At 55.5% G+C, this 17828-nt stretch carries 15 protein-coding genes, 1 tRNA gene and 1 pseudogene; 12 read left to right on the top strand and 5 right to left on the bottom strand.

Translation table 11 applies throughout. From position 1 onward, the window contains the following. Positions 1-31 precede the first annotated feature (31 nt). The 6 genes from RE6C_RS21450 (at position 32) to RE6C_RS21425 (ending at position 6033) form a co-directional block, all read left to right on the top strand. Positions 32-1141, top strand: a complete 1110-nt coding sequence (locus RE6C_RS21450; RefSeq protein WP_008660015.1) for a stage II sporulation protein M — start codon at positions 32-34, stop codon at positions 1139-1141. Then, positions 1131-2207 carry a hypothetical protein gene (locus tag RE6C_RS21445; RefSeq protein WP_008660014.1) on the top strand — a complete coding sequence of 359 codons (1077 nt, stop codon included), beginning with the start codon at positions 1131-1133 and terminating at the stop codon, positions 2205-2207. The genes RE6C_RS21450 and RE6C_RS21445 overlap by 11 nt, the downstream gene beginning before the upstream one ends. After that, a complete protein-coding gene (locus RE6C_RS21440) occupies positions 2204-3112 on the top strand; it encodes a DUF4129 domain-containing protein (protein ID WP_039962933.1) in 909 nt (302 codons plus the stop codon). The genes RE6C_RS21445 and RE6C_RS21440 overlap by 4 nt, the downstream gene beginning before the upstream one ends. Beyond that, positions 3109-4716, top strand: coding sequence for a hypothetical protein (locus tag RE6C_RS21435; protein WP_008660009.1), 1608 nt, complete (start codon positions 3109-3111; stop codon positions 4714-4716). The genes RE6C_RS21440 and RE6C_RS21435 overlap by 4 nt, the downstream gene beginning before the upstream one ends. Then, complete coding sequence (locus RE6C_RS21430; RefSeq protein ID WP_008660007.1) at positions 4713-5861, top strand: AAA family ATPase; 1149 nt, start codon at positions 4713-4715, stop codon at positions 5859-5861. Before RE6C_RS21435 ends, RE6C_RS21430 begins: the two co-directional genes overlap by 4 nt. A 98-nt stretch (positions 5862-5959) precedes the next feature. Continuing rightward, a tRNA-Arg gene (locus RE6C_RS21425) sits at positions 5960-6033 on the top strand. A gap of 148 nt (positions 6034-6181) precedes the next feature. On the opposite strand, the gene RE6C_RS21420 is transcribed toward RE6C_RS21425, so the two are convergent. The 5 genes and pseudogenes from RE6C_RS21420 to RE6C_RS21405 form a co-directional block, all read right to left on the bottom strand. After that, positions 6182-6892, bottom strand: coding sequence for an ion transporter (locus RE6C_RS21420; protein ID WP_008660005.1), 711 nt, complete (start codon positions 6890-6892; stop codon positions 6182-6184). Between the two features lie 55 nt (positions 6893-6947). Continuing rightward, entirely contained in the window at positions 6948-7103 is a 156-nt protein-coding gene (locus RE6C_RS32295) for a hypothetical protein (RefSeq protein ID WP_008660003.1), read from the bottom strand. A gap of 161 nt (positions 7104-7264) precedes the next feature. Then, positions 7265-8299 carry a molybdopterin-dependent oxidoreductase gene (locus RE6C_RS21415; RefSeq protein ID WP_236618401.1) on the bottom strand — a complete coding sequence of 345 codons (1035 nt, stop codon included), beginning with the start codon at positions 8297-8299 and terminating at the stop codon, positions 7265-7267. A 59-nt stretch (positions 8300-8358) separates the two neighbouring features. Then, positions 8359-11742: a M56 family metallopeptidase gene (locus RE6C_RS21410; protein ID WP_039962929.1), complete on the bottom strand. Its 3384-nt coding sequence runs from the start codon at positions 11740-11742 to the stop codon at positions 8359-8361. Between the two features lie 2 nt (positions 11743-11744). After that, positions 11745-12140 (bottom strand): annotated as a pseudogene (locus tag RE6C_RS21405) (BlaI/MecI/CopY family transcriptional regulator). Positions 12141-12551: 411 nt separating this feature from the next. On the opposite strand from RE6C_RS21405, the gene RE6C_RS32290 reads away from it, so the two are divergent. The 6 genes from RE6C_RS32290 to RE6C_RS21380 all read left to right on the top strand — a co-directional run bounded on the left by RE6C_RS32290 (position 12552) and on the right by RE6C_RS21380 (position 17563). Then, positions 12552-12695 carry a hypothetical protein gene (locus RE6C_RS32290; RefSeq protein WP_008659994.1) on the top strand — a complete coding sequence of 48 codons (144 nt, stop codon included), beginning with the start codon at positions 12552-12554 and terminating at the stop codon, positions 12693-12695. Beyond that, a complete protein-coding gene (locus RE6C_RS21400; RefSeq protein WP_008659992.1) occupies positions 12692-13018 on the top strand; it encodes a cupin domain-containing protein in 327 nt (108 codons plus the stop codon). Before RE6C_RS32290 ends, RE6C_RS21400 begins: the two co-directional genes overlap by 4 nt. Positions 13019-13418: 400 nt before the next feature. Further along, positions 13419-14600 (top strand): DUF1559 domain-containing protein, encoded by a 1182-nt coding sequence (locus RE6C_RS21395; protein WP_007336171.1) that lies wholly within the window; start codon positions 13419-13421, stop codon positions 14598-14600. A gap of 36 nt (positions 14601-14636) precedes the next feature. Then, positions 14637-14879, top strand: coding sequence for a hypothetical protein (locus tag RE6C_RS32285; RefSeq protein WP_039962926.1), 243 nt, complete (start codon positions 14637-14639; stop codon positions 14877-14879). Positions 14880-15251: 372 nt separating this feature from the next. Beyond that, on the top strand, positions 15252-16532 hold the full coding sequence (locus RE6C_RS21385; protein WP_039962967.1) for a tagaturonate epimerase family protein: 1281 nt from the start codon (positions 15252-15254) through the stop codon (positions 16530-16532). A 2-nt stretch (positions 16533-16534) separates the two neighbouring features. Further along, positions 16535-17563: a zinc-binding alcohol dehydrogenase family protein gene (locus RE6C_RS21380; protein WP_008659983.1), complete on the top strand. Its 1029-nt coding sequence runs from the start codon at positions 16535-16537 to the stop codon at positions 17561-17563. Positions 17564-17828 lie beyond the last annotated feature (265 nt).

Below are 17828 nucleotides of genomic sequence, written 5' to 3'. Positions count from 1 at the left end.
CGAATCGGTTTCGTTCGCTATAATCGCTCGCATGAACATCGCCAAACTGCTCGACAAACGACGATCGAACTGGGGCGAATTGGAACGTCTTTGCGAGGCGATGGAAGTTCGAGGACGAACGGACAAAGCGGGGCCACAATACAAAGGTGCCGCCGGGATCGTTCGTTTTGCAACGCTGTATCGCGGCGCATGTGCGGACTTGGCATTGGCCGACGCGTACCAATTGCCTCCCGCCACGGTGACCTACCTTCACCGACTGGTCGCGCGTTCGCACAACCAGCTTTATCGAGCGGGCAAATTTGAACCGACCGGTTGGTTTGACATGATCTTTCGTGTCGCACCGAAAGAAATCTACGGCGACAACTGCGTGCGAGTCGCCACGCTGGTGTTCTTTGGTCTGTTCGCGTTGTCAATGTACCTGGGATATCAACAAACACTCTTCCCTAATTTCGCCAACGTTGTTGTCGGCGAAGCCGGTTTGCAATCGATGGAAGAGATGTACGAAATGGAGCTGCAGGGAAGTCTGGACCACTACATCACCATGTCCAGCTTCTACATCATGCATAACACTGGGATCGGGCTGAAGTGTTTCGCCTATGGAATCTTGATCGTTCCGTGCCTGTACATTTTGTCCAGCAACGCCGTGACGCTGGGAACGGTGTTTGGCTACATGGCCCGAGAAGATGTCTCCAGTCGCGACAACTTCTTTGAATTCGTCACCGCTCACGGCCCATTCGAGCTGACCGCGATCGCGTTGTCCGCCGCCGCCGGATTGCGTTTGGGCATGGGGCTTTTTGCAACCGGTGGACTCAGCCGCATTGATTCGGTCCGACGATCAGCGGTCAAAGCGGTGCCGGTGATTTCGGCCGCGGCGACACTGTTTGTGCTTGCGGCCTTCACGGAAGGATTCATCTCACCAAGCCCACTGGCGTACACGTTCAAAGCCGCTTGGTCGGTGATGTCATCCAGCATGATCAGTTTCTACTTCGTGGTACTCGGCTTCCCGGGCAACCGCGACCATCGAACTGTGCGTCAAACGCTCGACACGATCATGAATGATCTTGGTCCGCCCGACGATTCCGATCCCAACCTGCAAGCCGACCCAAGTGGTGGCGGGAGCTCGAGCGTCCGTGCAGCTTGATCGCACTCACATCGCCATCCGAGTCCGCTCGCTTTCGGAAATCGGTGACCTGGCTCTGCTGATGATCCGCCGCTACCCGGTCGCGGTGACACGAGCGTTCTTCGCCGGAGCACTCCCGTGGATTGTCATCAACGCGGTCTTGCTGTCATTCCTGCCGCTGCGAATCGCCGCCGACGAATTCTTCACCGATGACTCCGCGTCAGATTTGATCCGTTACGTCAGCTGGATGATGGTGTTGGTCGTGTTGCAAACGCCCTTGGCCGGTGCTTTCTCGACATACTATTTGGGCCAAGCCGTTTTTGAACAAAAGCCAACCCTGCGGCACACTTTCGCGGAAGTCTGGAAGCTTCGATGGCCGCTGCTGTGGGTGCTGGGCGTCAAACGACTCGCGATTCCAACCACGCTGCTGCTGATTTTTCGAATTGGAACCGACGCCGATGTCTTCATCGATTTTATGTTGCCGTGGTTGATCGTGATTCTTGCGGCGGTCGTTCGAAGCAATCGCCCGTTTGTTCCTGAAATGATCGTGCTGGAACGCTGCCCGCTTCGTTCAAAATCCCAGCACGTCATTACGCTCTCTCGACGCTCCAAGGGATTGCACACACCGATGGCTAGCGAGCTGGGCGGGCGCTTTTTGACCGTCGCGGGAACCTCTTTCGTTTTGGTGTGTTCGGTCTACTACTCGCTGATTTGGGTTCGCGGAATCGCGACATCGAATTGGTCCACGGATTTGCTCGCCATGATGGTATTCATTCCGCTGGCTTTGTGGACGGTGGCCGCTTTCAGTGTGGTCGTTCGCCTGCTGGGATACCTGGACGCTCGAATTCGCTTGGAAGGATGGGAAGTGGAATTGGCCATCCGCGCCGAAGCCATTCGGCAATTCGGCGAAGACGCCATGAACGCTCAGGCCGCATCTTCACGCCGGAGTGGATCGAGCCAACCATCCACCCCCGACAAACCCGCGGCATCACCGACGCCAGCTGCTGATACTGAAGAAGCCCTATTGGTTTCCGACAACGAACCCGAAGCAAATGAAACCGCGATCGAAGTCCAGGTTCGCCCATGATCGATCGTCGAATCTCGCGTCACCAATCGTTGCCAAACGCATCGCCTATCTTGCATTCGATCCGTCTCCTTTCGACGCCAGCTCGAACGAATTGGATGTGCATCGTCGCATGCGTCGTGTTCAGTAGCATCTCACTGCAAGCTTTGACCCACCAAACATTCGCGGACCAGCCCGCGGCGGCCGGGTCCGTCGATTCGCCGGTGTCAGGTTCAATTTGGTTTGACGAGGATGCCGGGGAACTCATTCCGGTAGAAGTCTCCGACCAACAAACCGACACTGACAATCGAGACAGCCGCTGGACAGGGGTCTCCACCAACAAAGCCAAAGCGACTCCCGCTGCTCCCGCAACCACACCAACCACCGGATTGACAATCGCTCGATTGTTCGGCTGGCTCATGCTCGCCGCACTGCTAATCGGATTGGTGTCGCTGCTGGCGTGGGTGTTTAGCAACAGCGATTTTGACTTCACTCCCGGCAACGTCGAACAATCATTGCTGACCGGCGAACAATTGGACCGTCAAACCCGACAACGCATGGAACACCTGCCCGAGGCATTGCGTGACACCAGCGTCAACCCGCGTGCCCAAGCCGAACGGTTGATGCAGGCTGGCCAGTACAACGAAGCGGTGATCTACCTGTACGGTCATCAATTGCTGTTGCTCGACCGAGTCCACTGGTTGCGGTTGGCTCGCGGGAAGACGAACAGTCGCTATGTCCGTGAGACAAAGCGGTCACAACCCGATGCGGGGAACCGTTTGCAGCAAACGGTGTCGGCGTTTGAACGAGCCTACTTTGGCCGGCACGAAATCTCGCAAGCCGAATTTCAGCGTCTTTGGGAAACCAACGCGGTCTTGGAACAAAGCATCCAAGCCGCCGACTCCGTTCGCAAAACGGGGGCAGCATGATCACCGCCACCCGAATTGAATCTTTCTTCGACTCCCACATTTCCTCCTCCGATGCTGCACGCGACCGCTCCGCATCGTCAGGGCCAGTCGCTTGCAAGGCTGCCTGTTGGTTGCTGTTGCTTTGCGTTCTGCTGACCTCCGGATGCAGCGATCTGTACACCAAGTACGGCAAAACCGACGGCACGATCGGCAACGAAAGTCTCAATGGCTTCGGCGCATTCCGCGATACGCTCACCGAAGAACTTGACGAATCGGAACGTGCCGAACTGGGCGAAGATTGGGAGGACGCTGAGCTTCGCTCCCGCAACCTGACGCGATTGTCGTCACGGGCTTACCAGCACGATGCCATCGTTTGGGTGCCAACCGCATGGCCGCCCATCAATCCGGGCGACGTCTCGGATTGGATGACAAAGTGGTTGCGAAGCGGTAACCGCACGGTTGTCTTCATCGTTCCCGACGAGGGCAGCACGGAAGCCTATTGGCGCGAGGCATCGAAGTTGGCACCTCCCGAGCAACGGTTGGAATACCGTCGCCGTCTGGCTCAGCAGATCAACTTGCGTTTGCTCGAGGACGTCCGCCGCGACGACATCATCGTTGGCAAACTGTTCACCGCTCGGGGATTGCCCGCACGTCAGAACATTGATGATCGCCGAGTCGTCTCCTACGACCTGCACGAATTCGATCCGAAACGCGACAAAACCGCCAGCGTTGTGACCCCCGGCGGATTGGTTGTGACGGCCGCGAAGCCCGACGACGCAACGATCGTCGAAGGGGAAGAAAGCGAATTGGACGAAACCGCTGTCGACGAGCCGACGGAATCATCTGATTCGGCCGAAGAAACAAACGAGGAACAAGACGATTCAAAACAGAACAGTCGCCCGTCGCAATTTTTTGAAACGTTGGACGAGCACAACGGAATCACAACCTTCGCCCGAATCACTCATCCGAAGTGGAAAGATTCTCGCGTGTTGGTCGTCGCCAGCGGCGGAATGCTGACCAACTTCGCGATGACGGACGAACCAGCGATCGAGTTGGCAAAACAGATCCGTCAGGAAGTATTGTCCAACGCGGAAGTTGGTGCCGACGAACGGGTGAGCTTCGGCTTCATGACCAGCGACCACGATTACGTTCAAATCTCCGATGCCGAACCGGGTGCCCCGGCACAAACGGGCATGGAGATGCTGACAACGTGGCCGATCAGCCTCGTCACGCTGCACGCTTTGTTTTTGGGCGTGGTGATGTGCCTGATGCTGCTGCCAACTTTTGGCCGCGCACGCCAAGTCGTCTATCATCGATCGACTCACTTTGGAAACCACCTCAGCGCGATGGCAATTTTGATGCGTCGCGCCGGCGGAATGAACTTCGCCAAAGAGAAGATCAACCATTACATGCGAGTCGTTCGCGGCGAACCAGATCTTTTTGTCGTCCCAAAGGCACCACCCGAGCCACCTCAGAACACGACCGCTCCACCGACCGCAAAGACGGAGGGCGAGTCCAATTCGCCCGACACCTCCGAAGTGCCTCCTACTGCTTCGGAGGCACCAGTTGCTACAACGTCACTTGACCCGCCAGTTCCTAACGAACCCGCTGAGAAGTCGCCTTGAACGATTCTTCCTTGCCACCGATTTTGCCCGAAGACAACTCCGGTCCCGGGAACCCTGGCGCCGACGACGCTGTAAACTATCCGCAGGGTTCTCCGCCGTCGCCGCCTGAGATGTCCGCGCCCGCGACGCCGGCTTCGCAAATCACCGTTCCGGAAGTCGAAGAACCATCCGCGCCACCGGTGTCGCCAGAATTCGCGAAGATCAAAGAGCTCTTCGAATTGATCCAAGCCGAAGTGGCCAAGCTGTACGTCGGACAAGACGAGCTGGTGCTCGGCACGTTGACCGCATTGTTCTCCGGTGGCCACGTCTTGATCGAGTCGGTCCCCGGACTGGGCAAAACGCTCTTCGTACGAACACTCGGGCGAATCCTGGGTTGCGAATTCGGACGCATCCAGTTCACCGCTGACTTGATGCCATCGGACATCACCGGTGCCCCCGTCTTCGACATGCAGACCAGCGAATTTCGATTCCGCGCCGGTCCCGTGTTCACGCAGTTGTTGCTGGCCGATGAGATCAACCGATCACCGGCGAAGACACACGCGGCGTTGCTCGAGATCATGCAGGAATATCGCGTCACGATTGACGGAACCAGCCACCCGGTTCCGAAACCGTTTTTGGTTCTCGCAACACAAAACCCGCTGGAAAGCGAAGGCACCTACAACTTGCCCGAGGCTCAGCTGGACCGGTTCATGTTCAAGCTGATGGTCGACTACCCGTCGGCCACCGAAGAAGCCGAAATTTTGAAGATGCATTCGATGCAGGTCGACTTCGGCCAGCGACTCGAAGACGAGATTCAGCCGATCACCAATCCGGAGATTGTTCAAAAAGTGATTTCAACGTGCAGCCAAGTTCGCGTCGAAGATCGCTTGGTGGAGTACATCAACGCATTGATTCGATCCACCCGAACATGGCCAGCCTTCCACATTGGTGCGTCGCCGCGAGCCGGGATTGCATTGATGCAATCCGCCCGCACGATCGCCGCGTTTTCCGGCCGCGATTTCGCGGTTCCCGACGACGTGATGGAGATCATTTTGCCTGTTTTGCGGCACCGAGTGTCGTTGACGGCGGAGGCCGAAATTGAGGGTCGCAGCGTTGATGAGGAATTGCGGGCCATGATTCGCGGAATCGAGGTCCCCAGGAACTGAAAGTTGGTCATTCCCCCTTGCGAGAAACCAGACCAGCCGATATTTTCACGCCCTCGCAAGCGACGCGAAAGCGACTCGCGTGTGACGAATTAGAAGAAGCACCCCTAGCTCAATTGGATAGAGCATCGGTCTACGAAACCGAAGGTTACTGGTTCGAATCCAGTGGGGTGTACTTCCGAAAAGCCGCGTCCAGCCACCCGCTGACGCGGCTTTTTTCGTAGGCATGCCGAAACGAATTTGCTGACACTTCTTCGCCCTGTGACCATTGGAAAAAGGCGTACACCCCTTGATTGCGATCGCAGATCGCTGGGCACCAAAACTCATCGACCGACTAGTTCGTCAGCTTCCCTTGCCTTCGACAGCGCTGACGCGATAAGCCCGGCGGGAATCGACACAACGCCAAGTCCTACGATCAATACCACGAACGTGAAAACACGGCCGCCAACGGTCACAGGGTATATGTCTCCGTAGCCAACCGTCGTGAGCGTCGCGACTGCCCACCAAAGCGAGTGAAAAACCGACGCGAAGGCATCTGGCTGGGATTCATTTTCAAAGTGATAGATTCCCACTGCCGCAAGATAGAGAACGATCACTGCAACGATTCCAAATAGAACAAGCTCTTCCCATGCGATGAGCAAGGCTCGGTGGAATCGCCGCACCGCAGCGTTGTATCTTGCGAGCTTGAGAATTCGAAACAGTCGAAGCAACCTGAATGCTCGCATCGATCGCAGATCAAAGCCAAGCGAAAGATAAAATGGCAGGATTGCAAGCAGGTCGATCACGCCGAAAAAGCTGGTGGCAAAACCAATCTTTCGGTCGGCGACGAACAATCGCAACAGATACTCGACCGTAAACGCGACCACGGTTGCAGTCTCGATCAACCACAACAGTTTGCGAGCATCACTCGACAATCCAGGCAGCGTCTCAACCGAAAAGTCAACGAGGGAAACCAGGATCAAAGCCTGCATGGTCAAGTCAAACGCAAGCCCAGCTTTCGTGTCGGATGTCTCGACGATTTGTTTTAGACTCAAACCACAGAACCTTTCATCCTTTCGAATTCAACAACTTTGGAGCTGGTTGTGCAATTCAATCGCGAATCTCTACTGATTGATAGCAAACGCCCTTTTCTTCGCCGTATCGAACTTTCGCGGTTTTAGCACAGCGTGAATACGGTGTCAGCGGAAGTAGGATGGCCAAGCGAAGGACTAACACATCGATTCGATAGAGCGTTGTCGATATCAAGTGACTCTTTCCCGAACCGAAGGTCGTTCACCGAATATTCTTAACAACCTGATGATGCGATCGCTCCTCGGACCTATCCCATTCTGGAAGTCGGAGCCTCACGTTTGCGCTCGGAACTTTGATGAATGAACGGAGCGGCAGCAAAGCTTGATTCCTACCGGCTACGCCTCGATCGCCTTGCGAACAAATGATTTCTGTTCGTCTACCAAAGCGTCCAAGGATGCGAGATCGACTTGAGTGGATCGATCGATCACGGCACTCAAGCTGCCTAATCCGTTCGCGTCGGACTGAAAGAAGGTGGCTCCGAAGAGTGATGCGCCACGAATATCGCAGCCTCGCAGGTCAGCCCCGGACAAGTCTGCTCCTTCGAGATCGGCGCCGGTGAAGTTGGCAGCCTGCAGGTCAGCTCGTTGCAATTTGGAGTTGGATAGATTGGCGCCGCGAAAGTTGGCTCGCTGCAAATTGCAGGAACGGAAATCGGCGTCTCGAAGCAGGGCGTCGGACGCTTGCAAATCCGCCAAGTCCCGATGCGACGCATTGATTCCCCGAAGGTCTTGGTCGCGAAAATCGCGTGATTCGATCACTCGCAACGCCGCTTGCTTGGTCAACGTCGGTGCCATGTAGCGTTGCTCACGCCAGGGGTCCGCACCGTTGTGGTAGCCGGCCTCGGATTCCCAGTACCCCAGACGCTCTTCTTTCAAGAACTCGATCCGGCGGATCCACTTCACGCTTTTGTAAAAGTACTTGCCAGGAACCACCATCCGCATCGGACCGCCATTCTCCGTCGCCAGCGGCTTGCCTTCGGCTTGCAAAGCGATGATCGGATCGAGTTCCCGCACTTCGCTGAGCGGTAGCGAGGTCGAATGATTTCGTTCACTCCGTGCGACAAACGAAACGAACTTCGCTTCGTCGGTCCAGATCGGTGCCTCTGATTCGTGCAGCAGATCTCGAAGACGAACGCCAGTGAACGACATTGCCGGCTTCGACCAACGCGTCACGCAGTGAACATCGATTTGCCGAGTCACCTGCGGCATCGCTCGAATCTCGTCGAGCGAAAACGTTGGCGAACTCGCGACACAGCCACAAATCTCCAGCAACCAAGGAGAATCGACATCGCCCGGATGTCGTTCCCCAACAATGGGCCAACGATCACCACGAACAAGCTGCTGGTTGGGAGGAAGAGCGCTGTCAGTCATGATCGCATCGTACACGCACGCCTGTTTTCGAGCGAGAACGATGAGATTTTCTGATTTGATCAATCCCGGTACAAAACGTAATTTCTCATGATCCAAAGTAGGTCTCTTCCTCGATTGATCCGTTCGATGAACTGTCCATCTGCTCCGTACAGCAGGACACTGCCGTTTGAATCGACTCCATACCGAGAAAACATCTTGGCGTTGCCGTCATCGACCGCAATTGGGATTTGAAGCTCTCCCGCCCATGCGGCTCTGCTTTCAGGTCCTGAGATTCTGTTCCCGACGACGCCAACGACTTGAACCCCTTGATCACCATAAAACTGGTGCACCAGATTCGCTTCTTCGAAACTGTGTTTCGATCGTCCGAACACAATCAGACGAAAGTCCGCTTCCCCTGATACAACATCGACCGGATCGCCGTTCAACCAATTCGTTGCCCTCAGTGGCTGGATCATCTCCGGAGCCTGTCGATACCGGGCTAGTTCATTGAGCTCAGTTTCCAACGCGGAGTGGACTTTGAGCTCAACGACTTCCCAGGGGGCCGCGGCAACATCAAACGACCGACTGGTTTGCCGCAACCGTTCACCAAAGCTCGACCTGAATTTGCCATTTGCCTCGAGAGCGTAGTGGGCTCCTTCAATCAGGCCATCAAAACGGACGGCACCCTCTTGATCGGTTTGCTTGGTCCGTATGGTCGTCGACATGTTGCTCCCACGATTTGAGCGAGATGACACCTGAATTTTCAGCGAAGCCGGAACATCCACCAAAGCGTTGCCGTCCGAGTCGATGACAACGCCCTTCAAGCTTCCTTCGGGTGCCAGCACCATATCGAGATGTTTCGCCTCGTTCGGCAAAATCGTCACACGAGACAGTTTTTTAGTCGGATGAATCGCATAGACCACCTGATTCCTTCGCGAACCACGAACGACAGCAAACTTTCCGTCGGCATCAGTCAGGATGGGCTTTTGCCGAAAACCCTGAAGGACGATGGCATTCGCAACGGGCTCGCCTGACTCAAGTAACACTCGCCCCTGAATCGGAGCAGACCGGTTCGCAGTGAACGTTTTCATTTGAACCGTCTCGTTCGCCGCAACATGGATTTCCCGCCGATCGTTCCCCGTCGCTTTCCACTGCCCCTGAATATCTTCGATTCTCACCGAGTACTCACCTTCCGCAACCTCACCCTCGTAGTAGCCTTCCTCATCGGTGCGTAGGAGGTGCAACTGCCGATGATTGCCGCCAAAAGTGACCGACATTTGTCCAACTCCATCGCCCGTCTCCGCATCAACCACTCGCCCTCGAACCGTCCCCGTGCGATGAAGCGAGAACTCCATCGTTGGCTTGTTTTTTCGGTAAAAATGCCAGGACCTACTGACGAGCGTTGGGTGCTTGATCGTAATTGTTGAGTCGACATCGCGCAGACGCGTCTCGATGATTCCAGATTCAGGTACGTCACAGACGACCATGGAAATCCCACCTGGCTCCTGGACCAAGACTTCAACTCTGGCCTCATCGATCTTGTCTGAGTCGGTGGGACTCGTGACGACGAACTTGACCGGATTCCCCTTCTCAATCACGGCGGTCAAAGGTGTTTCCGAAAGAGAAGTTTCCCAAATCGGCGTTTTGGCAAATTCGGGATGCACGAGCTGAACGTCATAAATCCGGCCTGGCGAAATGGAAGGGATTTCCATACGACCATTTGCGTTCGACGTTGGAACGGACAAACCAAGCTGCTCCCAGACATCACGGTACAGATACAGACTGGTCAATGTTTCGCCTTTCGACTGCAATTGAGTCAGGACAGCCCCAGCCACCGGTAGCCCGTCTTCGTCGACCACATCGACTATTCCGATTGCCTCTGGCTGCAGTTCGAAATCAAGGTCGAGCAAAGCAGCATTCAATGGAGGCGAGAACAAGCTGCGATGAACACGTCGCGTTTGAATTGCATAGCCGCTCGCGTAAGAATAAATGGCCAGTGATTTCAAATCTGGGTTGGTAAGTGGGACGTCAGTGAATTCGAAACGCCCCTCCGCATCCGACGCATCCACCGAGCTCACCACTTCACGCTGCTCGCTCAGTTGGTAGAAGGCAACCACCTTTGCACTTTCAATGGGCTGGCCGAATTCATCTTTGACGGTTCCCGCAACAGCCGAACTTTGCAACCGCTCTTCGCTATCCTCGTTCGGCTGGGTGACGACGGGAGTCTCGGCCGGGGATTCGCTGGAGCCCGTGACTTGAGGCTCAACCGCCTCGACCGGGATCGCCAATTGGCTACCCATAGCCAACACCAATAGAACTCCAAGCCCGATTAGCGAACGACCTTTCCAAGTCATTGCTGTTGCCCGAATTCGATTCGCGTTCAGCAGCGATTGGATTCGTTGTTCGAGCTTCCATCGTGAGGTGAACAAGCCAACCGCTCCGAACGGAACCATTGACGGACTTTGACGCTGGGTGATTTGCAACAGAGTCCGGCAATAGCTCGGCGCATCGCAATTCACGAGCACATGGTTGTCGCAAATCTCTTCACGAGCTTCTGCCAGACATCGGTTCAAACGATGAACCAACGGGTTCCACCAATGGATCGCCGATGCGAGGTGCTGAAGAAGCACGATCCACTGGTCGCGGCGTTTCACATGAGCCAGTTCATGAATCAGAACTTGGCTCAAATCCGATGGCGAATCGTCCTGAACCATCTCACGAGGCAATACGACGACCGACTGGATCAATCGAGCGGCGATGGGAATCTCGACTTGATCAGAAACCGCCAAACGAACGGAATCAGGTCGGAGCCCAATACGTTCGCAGGCTTCGACGAAACTTTCACGCACGCGATGGCTGGAGACAGGAGTGGATTCTCTCAGGATTTGACGCAATCGAATCAAGCCGACAAACACACGAATCAATACGACGAGCGTGCCAAGCAACGACGCCGCGACCAGTGACGGAAACACCGACCGCGCCGCACGCATGATCCAATCGTTAAGTGGGTTTGCTTGGACTGCAGACTCCGCAGACGTTCCGGTCGCGATCTTGGGCTGGACCGCCAGTGAAGTCGCTGGCAGATTGCTTTGCAACGTTTGCGCACTTTCCTCCCACGAAACCTCGTCGTTCGGCTTCCACTCCGCGTGACTCTCCATCGAATCAGGCACTTCCGTTTCGGCGGGCGTTTCCAACTGCAACGGCAAAAGCATGTTGGTTTCGCCGACCATCATCGTGTCGCGTTCGCTGACCAGCAGACCCGACAACGGGTTGCGAGAAGCAACTTGAGGCGTTCGCAACAGAGCGATCCAGGCTGGGCTGGCAAGGATCACCACCAATGCGGAAAGAAGCATCCCGTGCCGAGCGGTTGCAAACCGTTGCATCAATCGATTGACGGTCAAAGCCGCAATAGAGACGAGACTGGCGAATAGCACGCAACTGAGACCATAAGATGGAAGGTTCATCTTCACCGACCTCGCTTTTGGTTGGATTTTGACTTGGTCTTCTTCGGAGCACTCTCCTTCGCTTTACCTGCTGCTTCGTCAATCATCGCCGTGATTCGCGTCGCCTCTTCCTCCGTGAGCCCGCGGTATTGGATCAACGCCGTCACCATGTCCTCCGGTGAACCCGCAAAGAATCGGTCCACCATTTGAGCGACCTTGACGCCCAAAGATCGCGTTTTCGGTTGAGCAGCGGAGTAGACAAATGTCCTGCCACATTCACGATGCTTCGCCCAACCTTTGGCCTCCAAACGCACGATCGTTGTTTGGACTGTATTGCGTGCGACGTGGCGTCCGAGACCAGCAAGGTGCTCACGCACTTCACTGACGGTCGCTTCGCCGTGCTTTCAGATTATTTCCATGACCTCCCGCTGGGATTCAGTCAAGGGCGGCGGTGTGGATTTCGTCATTCGTTTCTCCCGGACCATGGTTCTGCAAGAACGCCCCTGCGACGACAACCTGTAGGCATTGTGCCGACATATCGTAGGCAGTGCAAGTAGTTTTTATCCAGAAGGTCGCGGCGTGCTATTTTGTTGATGGTTTCGTGCAGCACGGTGTTGTCGCTCAACGCTTCGCCCAACACAGAGAATCTGACAAGACGTCTTTGACATTCCCTGCAACGCGGTGGTCGCTCGCAGGACTGTTGTTGCTCACGCTGCTGAGTCTTCCATCTGTCCAAGCAGAGGAAAGCAACAACGGCTCAATAGCTGAACTACAGACTTTCGAGCTACGGATCATTGACCTGAAAGGCCATCCCGAACCATCGATTCTCGGTGCCCGAACAAGCGGGACGCGTGCGACCGATGCAGTTGACCTGGGGATCATTCACCTGGAATGATCAAGAAGTTCGCGATCGGATTCACGCTCGGTCCACATCGTTCACCAGCCAATCCAACGACAATAACCCGCCGACATGAATCTTTTCGAAGATGTTCCGACGCAGTTGCCATCGGAACTCATTGAAGTGTTGGCGGAAGGAGAGTCGGTTCGCATCGAGCGAATCGTCTCAACCGGACACACCACCGATCCGGACAACTGGTACGACCAAGAACAAGACGAATGGGTGGTCGTTCTCAAGGGTGAAGCCAAACTCCGTTTCGACGACGGCGAACTGGTCACCATGACACCGGGCGATCATCTTCTTATCCCCGCCCACCGGCGTCACCGAGTCGAATGGACCACGCCCGACGAACCAACCGTCTGGATCGCTATCTTCTTTGCACAGCTGCGCCAGCGTTGATGACCTGAGTGCTGGACACTGTCCAACAAGATGCCGGTCTCGAAAACGAAATTGGGTGGATTCCGCGCAAAATAATTCGCGAAGAACTGTTGTCATCCGGCTCAAAGCGGGAGAAAGCTCCCAAAGACACCGGATCTATACACCTCACGCCTTGCGTAAAGCCGCAGCCCAGGCGTTTTGCGTCAGTGAGATAGCGAATCACGCCAAGCCCGTTTTCTGAGACATATTGGCTTCTCCTGAGCCCTTCACGACGCTTAGAGAGTGACAAACACGCAACGGACACTGTTTTTTGAGCATCCTTGCTTATAGTATTCGCCATTGGGGCCCCCCTGTCCGGCGGATCCTTCGAACGGCGTGTTCGACGCCATTCTGTTCCATCTCATCTTCTAGGGCAAAACATATGAAACGCGTTTCTATCAGTCGGCGTGCATTCACGCTGGTTGAGTTGTTGGTCGTGATCGCAATTATCGGTGTCTTGGTTGGATTGCTTCTGCCAGCTGTTCAGGCGGCTCGCGAGGCAGCTCGCCGCATGTCGTGCAGCAACAATTTCAAGCAGATCGGCTTGGCGATGCACAACTATCATTCCGCTTACAACCAGTTGCCAATCCAGGGCACCGGCACGTTTCTCCCGACGACCAACGCCAACAGCGAAACCTTTCCCGGTCACAATCAGCGCAAACTCAGCGTTCTCGTTGGCTTGCTGCCGTTCATCGAACAACAAGGGTTGTGGGAGCAGATCAGCAATCCGCACATGCCAGATCCCGCCAATCCAAACCAAATTTGGCAGGCGATGGGCCCAGGTCCTTGGGTGGCTCAATACGATCCTTGGGTCACCAACATTCCTTCCTACCGATGCCCGAGCGATCCAGGTCAGGGACTGCCGGCTCTCGGTCGCACGAACTACGGCGTCAACATTGGCGACGCGATCAAATGGACGGAATGGGGCATCTGGCGTTTGACTGGTGGCTCATGGAACCAAGGACACATCCAAGAAGTCTCGGGAAGCTGCCGCGGCTTTTTCGTCCAGCGTTCCAACAACAAGTTCCGAGATATTCTGGATGGCCTTTCGAACACGATCGCCGCAGGCGAACTGTTGTCTGACCTGGGTGACCGTGACGCCCGAACATTGATCAACGTCAGCAATGGCTGGTTTCCCACCGGAGTACGTGGGTCCGCGAATGCTTGCGACGGTGACCTGGATCCAGAACGCCCACAATTTTGGATTCCTGGCATTAGCACCGAGAACAATGGAACGCGATCGCGTGGCGCTCGATGGGCGAGCAGCGATGTGCCGTTCACCTGCATCAATACCATGCGTGGCCCCAACACGCCGTTGTGCTTCGGCGGCGGATTCGACTCGACCGGCCAAGCGTCGCCGAGCAGTCGTCACCAAGGTGGTGCTCACGTCTTGATGGGTGATGGAGCGGTTCGCTTTATCACCGATTCGATCGACGCTGGAAATGCGGACAGCAGCTCTGTCTTCACCGGCAACACTGTTCACCCGGCTGGATCAGAGAGTCCCTATGGACTGTTTGGAGCTCTCGGAAGCCGCGCCGCGAAGGAAACCATCGGCGAGTTTTAATCGCTCTCCTGAATCGCTGGTCTGGAATTCGATCGAATGAACTCCATCCAACGAACTTCACCTTTCACTGACTCCGTTTCACACCTTTTGAAGAACAAAGAAATGAATTTGATTCGATTTGCCATGCTCGGCATGGTGGCTTGCTGTCTAACCATCACCGGTTGCGGTTCAGATGAACCCACCGTGGTCACCGGTCACGAAGAGATGTCTCCTGAAGATGTCGCTGCCGAGAACTCGACGGCTGATCCAACTGCCGAGGTCAACGGCGAACAGTATTGATCACTCCGATCGGTATCGAAAGAACGTTCATGAAACGGAAGCACGCTGGTGCTTTCCGTTTTTTTGTGCCTGATCCCCGTGCCTGATCCCCGTGCCTGATCCCCGTGCCTGATCTCTGTGCCTGATCTCTGTGCCTGATATCAACGACAGGTCCATTGCGACAATGACCAGACCGCAGGTGACGCTCGGATACGCGTTCTGACAAAGGATCCCCCGTCGTTTCGCGAAGCGGCCCACCCGCACCCCGAAGTCTACATACAATTAAGACTTACGGTTCCGGAGGGTTGAAACGACCCCGTGGTCGAAATCGACTGGATGCGTCATATTGTTGGCCCCAATCAGATTCATCCCCCTCTGCTCAAGAGCCTTCCCTTGCTAACGATTGAGAAATACTCCTTCGGCGTCGGTGACCGTTTCGCCCACCAAGCGGCCGCTCAACTGCGATCCTTCACTCGTTTGGCCGAAAAGGGCATCCACGTCGCTCCGGTTTGGAATAAATCCAATCGCGAACACACCTTTGTCGGTTCGCAACCACAGAGCGTGCACGACGCCGCAGCGGCCGCCGTCGAAAAGCTTGGCTTCGATCGCCCTTGGCACGTCGACGCGGATCACATCGGTTTGCAAACCGTCGAACCGTTCCTGCCTTGCTCGGACTTCTTCACTCTCGACGTTGCTGACTCGATCGGCAAACCAGCCGACCAAGCTGACATCGATGCCTTCGTTGCCAAGCACAGCGAACTGATCGGCACGTTGGAACTGGAAGGCCTCTCCGCTCCGCTGACCATCACCGAAGAAGACGTTCGTCGCGTCGCTGGTCAGTACATGCTGGCAACCAAGGAAGCGGGCGAGATCGATCGTCACATCGCGTCCGTCAAAGGCGAAGGCAACTACATCGCCGAAGTTTCGATGGACGAAACCGACGAACCGCAAACGCCGCCCGAGTTGCTGATCATCTTGGCAATGTTGGCCGACGAGAACATTCGCGTGCAAACGATCGCGCCGAAGTTCACCGGTCGATTCAACAAAGGCGTCGACTACGTTGGTGACTTGGCTCAATTCGAACGCGAATTCAACGATGATGTTGCGGTTCTGGCTCACGCCGTCAAAGCGTACGGCTTGCCCGAAGTTCTGAAACTCAGCGTTCACAGCGGCAGTGACAAGTTCAGCTTGTACCCAATCATTCGCGATTGTCTGAAGCGAACCGGCGCGGGCGTTCACTTGAAAACCGCTGGCACGACTTGGTTGGAAGAGATCATCGGGCTGGCAGAAGCCGGTGGCGATGGATTGGCCCTGGCCAAAGAAATCTATGTCTACGCATTGGAACACGTCGACGAACTGTGTGCTCCTTACGCCAGTGTCATCGACATCGACCGTTCGCAGTTGCCTGATTCGGCCGCTGTTGAAAAGCTGGATGGCCCCGCCTTTGCGGAACTGATTCGCCACATCCCTTCGAATCCGAACTTCAACGCCAACGTTCGTCAGTTGTTGCACGTGTCATTTAAGGTCGCTGCGAAAGCGGGCGCTCGTTACACGGATCTGCTGAAGTCCAACGAAGAAATCGTTGGCCAACAAGTCACCGAGAACATCTACGATCGCCACCTGTTGGCATTGTTCATCGACGAAGATGGCAAAGCCATCGGAACGGGAGCCTGAACATGAAAGCGTTGCAACTGAGTGCTCCGAAACAGTGGGAGCAAATCGACATCGACGAACCATCGCCGCCAGCTGCTGGCGAAGCGTTGGTGCGGATTCACCGTGTTGGTGTTTGCGGCACGGACCTGGGTGGCTACCTCGGTAAGTTCCCCTTCTTTTCGTACCCGCGAATTCCGGGTCATGAGTTGGGCGTGGAAGTTGTCGCGGTTGGCGAAGGCGTCGAGAACGTGAAGGTCGGCGATCGCTGCAGCGTCGAACCTTACATCAATTGCCAAAAGTGTTACTCGTGCGAGCGTGGTTTGACCAACTGTTGCGAATCACACCAAACACTCGGTGTGATGTGCGACGGCGGACTGACGGAAAAGATGATTCTGCCGGCCCGCAAACTGCATCCAGCCAACAACCTTTCGTACGAGCAATCTGCGCTCGTTGAAACGTTGGCCATTGGCTGTCACGCGATCGATCGTGCAAACGTGACCGACAAAGACACCGTGTTGGTGATTGGTTCGGGACCGATTGGATTGTCCGCGATCGAGTTCGCTCGTGTTGCAGGAGCCAGGGTGATTGTCGCCGACCTCAGTCAAACGCGGTTGGACTTTGTCACGAACAAAATGGGCGTGACCGACACCATCCAGTTTGATGGATCCGAAGCGGACATCGAAAAGCTGGAAGCGATGACCGATGGCCGTCGTGCGGATGTGGTGGTCGATGCAACCGGCAACCATCATTCCATGCGTCGCGCAATGGAGATGGCCGCGTTCGGTGGACGAGTCGTGTACGTCGGGATCACTCAGCAAGACTTGCAGTTCCCGCACGCACCGTTCTTGCATCGCCGCGAGTTGACGATCCTTGCCAGCCGCAACGCTTTGACTCGAGATTTCTCTCGCATCATTCAGTTGATCGAGTCCGGCGTCATCGACACAGATCCTTGGATCACGCACCACGCCAAATTCGAGGAAGTGATCGAATCCTTCCCGGCTTGGACGGATCCCGAATCGGGTGTCGTGAAAGCCGTGATTCACGTTTCCTAATACCCGCAAATGCGAGCCCAAGACGGTCTACCCAAGACCGTCGCGTATCTTCTCAACACACGTACGATGGTCTTCCAAGACCGTCGAAGATTTTCTCGGAACGCGTACGACGGTCCTACAAGACCGTCGAAGAAACTATTCAAGCTCGAACGAATCCCTCCCAAAGAGGTCGTGCAGTTTTCTGATGCCGCTTTTCGGCTGACTTACACACGGCGTACCTCTCCCGAAACGAAGTTTGGGGAGAGCAACAGCGATATACTAGGTC

Source organism: Rhodopirellula europaea 6C (genome assembly GCF_000338295.1).
Lineage (GTDB): Bacteria > Planctomycetota > Planctomycetia > Pirellulales > Pirellulaceae > Rhodopirellula > Rhodopirellula europaea.
This window is presented reverse-complemented; position numbering and strand designations above follow the sequence as displayed.

Bases quoted from the DNA above. Each gene is read 5' to 3' on its own strand.
- RE6C_RS21450 (WP_008660015.1), top strand. From the start codon at position 32: ATGAACATCGCCAAACTGCTCGACAAACGACGATCGAACTGGGGCGAA.
- RE6C_RS21440 (WP_039962933.1), top strand. From the start codon at position 2,204: ATGATCGATCGTCGAATCTCGCGTCACCAATCGTTGCCAAACGCATCG.
- RE6C_RS21435 (WP_008660009.1), top strand. From the start codon at position 3,109: ATGATCACCGCCACCCGAATTGAATCTTTCTTCGACTCCCACATTTCC.
- RE6C_RS21415 (WP_236618401.1), bottom strand. From the start codon at position 8,299: ATGACTGACAGCGCTCTTCCTCCCAACCAGCAGCTTGTTCGTGGTGAT.
- RE6C_RS21410 (WP_039962929.1), bottom strand. From the start codon at position 11,742: ATGAACCTTCCATCTTATGGTCTCAGTTGCGTGCTATTCGCCAGTCTC.
- RE6C_RS21400 (WP_008659992.1), top strand. From the start codon at position 12,692: ATGAATCTTTTCGAAGATGTTCCGACGCAGTTGCCATCGGAACTCATT.
- RE6C_RS21395 (WP_007336171.1), top strand. From the start codon at position 13,419: ATGAAACGCGTTTCTATCAGTCGGCGTGCATTCACGCTGGTTGAGTTG.
- RE6C_RS32285 (WP_039962926.1), top strand. From the start codon at position 14,637: ATGAACTCCATCCAACGAACTTCACCTTTCACTGACTCCGTTTCACAC.
- RE6C_RS21380 (WP_008659983.1), top strand. From the start codon at position 16,535: ATGAAAGCGTTGCAACTGAGTGCTCCGAAACAGTGGGAGCAAATCGAC.